This is a genomic window from Novosphingobium sp. CCH12-A3 (assembly GCF_001556015.1).
In the GTDB taxonomy this organism is placed as follows: Bacteria; Pseudomonadota; Alphaproteobacteria; order Sphingomonadales; family Sphingomonadaceae; genus Novosphingobium; species Novosphingobium subterraneum.
Genome location: NZ_LSIA01000249.1, coordinates 1 through 836, shown reverse-complemented (window position 1 = coordinate 836; position 836 = coordinate 1). Strand labels below are relative to the sequence as shown.

Below are 836 nucleotides of genomic sequence, written 5' to 3'. Positions count from 1 at the left end.
CGAAGGAGATGCGCGAGAGGTCGAACGGGCAGCGTCGATCGCGAGAAATTGGAGATACCCCAATGATCCAGCGATACCGTGTGCTCGGCCGCAGCGTGGCCGAAGGCGATGAACTTCAGCCCGTCTTGCGCGAAGCCTACGAGCGCAAAAGCCCGGTCCATTGCGAATGCCGCAAGGGAACCGAACTCCCACTCTACATCTCGCACCGGCAGAATGGCTACGTGCTGGCGCGCTGGCCGGGCTCGGGCGCGCGTCATGCGACCGCCTGCGATCACTACGAAGCGCCAGACTATGTCACCGGCATGGGCCAGGTCCGTGGGTCAGCCGTGCTCGACGATGAGGCGAGCGGCGAGACCAGCCTCAAGCTCGGCTTCCCGCTCTCGCGCGGGGCCGCCCGGCTCGCGCCCGCGGCACTCACCAACGACAAGCCGACGGTGAAGTCCTCGGGCCAGAAGCTGTCGATGCGGGGGCTGCTGCACGTCCTCTGGGATCGGGCCGAACTCACACACTGGCATCCGAAGATGGCGGGCAAGCGGACATGGTTCGTCGTGCGCCGCGCGCTGCTCGAGGCAGCGGCAAGCTGCCGGGCGAAGCAGGAAGCCCTGCCCCACGTGTTGTTCGTGCCCGAGAGCTTCAAGATCGAAGAGAAGGAAGAGATCCGGGCCCGCCGCCGCGCGGCCCTCGCCCGGGTCTATGCCTCGCAGGGCGACATGATGGTCGTGGTGGGCGAGATCAAGGAGATCGTTCCCGCGCACGGCGCGGAAAGAATCGTCCTGCGCCATGTCGGCGACATGCCCTTCGTGATGGACCAGGACATGGCGCGGCGCTTCCACAAG

1 protein-coding gene is annotated in these 836 nt (G+C 66.5%); it reads left to right on the top strand.

The genetic code is table 11. The annotated features are described in order from the left end of the window. Window positions 1–62: 62 nt before the first annotated feature. A partial coding sequence (locus AX703_RS20260; RefSeq protein WP_156452147.1) for a DUF1173 family protein occupies window positions 63–836 on the top strand: 774 nt, incomplete at its 3' end.